5 protein-coding genes and 1 pseudogene are annotated in these 3,124 nt (G+C 37.5%); 3 read left to right on the top strand and 3 right to left on the bottom strand.

Going from position 1 to position 3,124, the window contains the following annotated elements:
* Nucleotides 1–21: 21 nt before the first annotated feature.
* Nucleotides 22–477 carry a PA2169 family four-helix-bundle protein gene (locus VF500_RS20750; RefSeq protein ID WP_090524838.1) on the top strand — a complete coding sequence of 152 codons (456 nt, stop codon included), beginning with the start codon at nt 22–24 and terminating at the stop codon, nt 475–477.
* A 78-nt stretch (nt 478–555) separates the two neighbouring features.
* Here VF500_RS20750 and VF500_RS20755 read toward each other — a convergent pair whose 3' ends face one another.
* The 3 genes from VF500_RS20755 to VF500_RS20765 form a co-directional block, all read right to left on the bottom strand.
* Nucleotides 556–999, bottom strand: coding sequence for a hypothetical protein (locus VF500_RS20755; RefSeq protein ID WP_330861511.1), 444 nt, complete (start codon nt 997–999; stop codon nt 556–558).
* Nucleotides 1,000–1,108: 109 nt separating this feature from the next.
* Nucleotides 1,109–1,315, bottom strand: a complete 207-nt coding sequence (locus VF500_RS20760; protein WP_330861512.1) for a hypothetical protein — start codon at nt 1,313–1,315, stop codon at nt 1,109–1,111.
* 178 nt (nt 1,316–1,493) lie between these two features.
* The gene (locus tag VF500_RS20765) at nt 1,494–1,700 is read right to left on the bottom strand and encodes a hypothetical protein (RefSeq protein WP_330861513.1); all 207 of its coding nucleotides are present in this window, start codon (nt 1,698–1,700) and stop codon (nt 1,494–1,496) included.
* Between the two features lie 334 nt (nt 1,701–2,034).
* On the opposite strand from VF500_RS20765, the gene VF500_RS20770 reads away from it, so the two are divergent.
* Complete coding sequence (locus tag VF500_RS20770; protein WP_330861514.1) at nt 2,035–2,604, top strand: sigma-70 family RNA polymerase sigma factor; 570 nt, start codon at nt 2,035–2,037, stop codon at nt 2,602–2,604.
* Nucleotides 2,605–2,616: 12 nt separating this feature from the next.
* A pseudogene (locus VF500_RS20775) lies at nt 2,617–3,124 on the top strand (serine protease); the annotation flags it as partial.

Here is a 3,124-nt window from a genome sequence, read left to right on the forward strand (position 1 = left end):
ATTATATAAAAACATCTAATCATGGAAAATACACAAGCAACCGTAGAGATTTTAAATGATCTGATACAGATCAACAATGACAGGATTGAGGGCTATCAACGCGCCTCAAAAGATTTGAAGGATGGCGACACCGAACTGAAATCGCTTTTTACAAGGTTTATTGGCCAAAGCCAGGGTTACAGGCTTGCTTTGGGTACAGAGGTTAGTGCTTTTGGAAAAGACATTGAAACCAGCACAACCACCAGCGGCAAAATACACAGGGCCTGGCTTGATGTTAAAGCCGCGTTTACCGGGCATGATACCCATAACGTGCTGGAGGAATGCGAATTTGGCGAAGATGCTATTTTAAAAGCATACCGTACCGCGCTTGAAGACGAAAATTTACCAGCCTACCTGCGCGAAACGATCAGCCAGCAGGAAAGTGAGCTGCTTGACGCTCATGACGAGATTAAAGCCCTGCGTGATACTGTTCACTAAATTTATTAATGACTAATTAACCACCGGGGGCAGTTTCATAACTGCTCCTTTTTTTATGGGTACTGTTAAGTAAATGGCTTATGGCTGAGGGGCAATGTTTATATTTTTAACTTGCCAGCTATTTTTCTCGGCCCAGTCACCATCAGTATACAACATTTTAACTTCCCAGGCCGATTGTTCCATTTTGCCCCTATCGTTCTCAATTTTTACCGTTGATTGTACCTCGTAGCTATTAGTTGTTGTATCAATAACCGATTTAAAACTGTTGTTAGGAAAAACCGCTTTTTGAGGTTGTTTCAGCTTTTCCTTTACAAATAATTTTGCCATGGTAAAAGCTTCCTTTGCAGTTGGTTTGCGGTTAAGATGAATTGTGCTGTTTTTACTTATGCCAAGCACTACAATAATAAATGTTATCGCAAAAACTATGGCAAAAAGGGTAGCAGTGCGTATGTGCGGATGACGGTGCCAGCCAATGCTTTGACGCTCATCGGCACTAAGCGTTTTCCATTCAGAATATTTCATATTTTATTGCTTATCACATTAAGCAATACGAGCAGAAATTGTTTGAAAAGTATCAGGCAAAAAAAATGCCCCGGAAAACCAGGGCATTTTTTTAACATAAAAAGTTAAATTACTTTTTAGTAGTGTCTTTTTTAGTAGTGTCAGCAGCAGCTTTAGTAGTATCAGCTTTAGAAGTGTCAGCTTTAGTAGTATCAGCAGCCATTTTAGAAGTGTCAGCTTTAGTTGAATCAGCAGAAGAAGCTGAAGAAGAACCTTTACAAGCAGCGAAAGAAACAGCGATAGCTAAAGCTAAAAAGCCTAATTTGAAATTTTTCATGTTTAATTTTTTAAATAAGTGATTTAATAGTTTACACCTTAATACCACAAACAAAAAAAGGTAACCCATAATTTTGAAAAAAAATTACAAGTCACCTTTTTTATTGATGAATAACTAAAAAATCAATAGAAAAAGATTAAAAATGATATTTAACTGCTTTCTATCTTATCAGAAATAATTATTTCTTAGTGGTGTCTTTTTTAGTAGTATCAGCAGCAGCTTTAGTAGTATCAGCGGCAGCTTTAGTTGTATCAACAGCTGCTTTGGTAGTATCAACTGCGGTAGCAGAAGAATCGCCGCCAGTTTTTTTAGCGTTACCGCCACAAGCTGAAAAAGAAGCTGCAAGAACTAAAGCTACGAAACCTAATTTGAATGAATTTTTCATTTTTTGAATAGTTTTAAAATGTTAATGTTTTGTGATCGTTTGGTAGTTAATACACAATAACAGAAAAGGTAACCCATAAAAAAATAAATCTTTTTAAATTCCATAGATTTAGTAGTTTAAATGTACCTGTTTTGCAAGCGGTTTTTTTATTGCAGATTTGCCGGCATAGTTTTTAACATTGGGTTACCTTGTTTACCTGGCGGTATTAAACGTTAAATTAACACAGCATACAATTGTTACAGGCAATGAAATGTAATGCCAATGTTATTAATTTATTTTAGTTTGATTTTTTTTGATAATAGTGGGTTACAATTTGACCTAAATAGTATTAAGAGTGAATAAAGACTTAAAAGCTTCGGCTCCAACAGATAGTGAGATAGTTCTTGGGATACTTAATAATTCGGAAATAGTGCTGAAGAAGCTTTATACAACCTATTTCCCGATGATATTACAGTTGATCATCAACAACAATGGCGATGAAGATGATGCCAAGGATATTTACCAGGAAGCCATTATAGTTCTTTACAATAAAATTAAAGCGGGCGATTTTGAGCTTAACAGTAAGCTTAAAACGTACATATACTCGGTTTGCAGGCGGCTTTGGCTTAAAAGGCTAAGTCAGATGAACAGGTATGGTGGCGATATCAGGGATTTTGAAGAACACCTGCCCGTTGAAGAAGAAATTGATAACCATAGTGACAGGGATATCCAGTTTGGTAAAATGGAGAGTGCGCTCCAGTTATTAGGCGAACCCTGTAAAACCATTATGGAGGATTTTTATATTAAAAACAGATCAATGCAGGAGATCTGTGAGCGGTTTGGTTATACCAATGCGGATAATGCCAAAACTCAAAAGTATAAATGCCTGCAACGGCTGAAGAAGTTATTTTTTCAGCAGAAATAAGGAGATCAAGAGATGAGTGATAACCAAATGACAGAATTTATTGAACGGTACCTCGACGGTAGCATGACCGCCGAAGAACGTGTTCAATTTGAGCTGCTTCGCAAAAACGATGCGGCTGTTGAAAGTAAAGTTACCGAACACATTAAATTTATAGGCTTACTGAAGCAATACGGCGAACGCCTTGAGCTTGAGAACCGCTTAAACGCCATCCATAATGAAATTGATGTTCATGCTTTGAAAGAAGAGGTGATGATCCATCCGGTATGGATTGTGCGCATGTGGCGTAATCATCATTCAAAAATATCGGTAGCCGCTTCAATCGCTATTTTTGGCGTTTTAACCATCCTGATCCTGACAGGTAAGCTGAATAATGATAAGTCAAAATATCAGCAACTGAGCGAAAAGATCAACAACATGGAGAAAACGGTTGCTCAGATAGGCCATGGACGTACTCCGGTAAAACCCAAAATAACCAGGACACCAGCTAATTTCAGGGGCACCGGTTTTGCGCTTACATCAA

Source organism: Mucilaginibacter sp. (assembly GCF_036383575.1).
Lineage (GTDB): Bacteria > Bacteroidota > Bacteroidia > Sphingobacteriales > Sphingobacteriaceae > Mucilaginibacter.

Coding starts and splice junctions, on each gene's coding strand:
- VF500_RS20750 (WP_090524838.1), top strand. CDS start 22: ATGGAAAATACACAAGCAACCGTAGAGATTTTAAATGATCTGATACAG.
- VF500_RS20755 (WP_330861511.1), bottom strand. CDS start 999: ATGAAATATTCTGAATGGAAAACGCTTAGTGCCGATGAGCGTCAAAGC.
- VF500_RS20760 (WP_330861512.1), bottom strand. CDS start 1,315: ATGAAAAATTTCAAATTAGGCTTTTTAGCTTTAGCTATCGCTGTTTCT.
- VF500_RS20765 (WP_330861513.1), bottom strand. CDS start 1,700: ATGAAAAATTCATTCAAATTAGGTTTCGTAGCTTTAGTTCTTGCAGCT.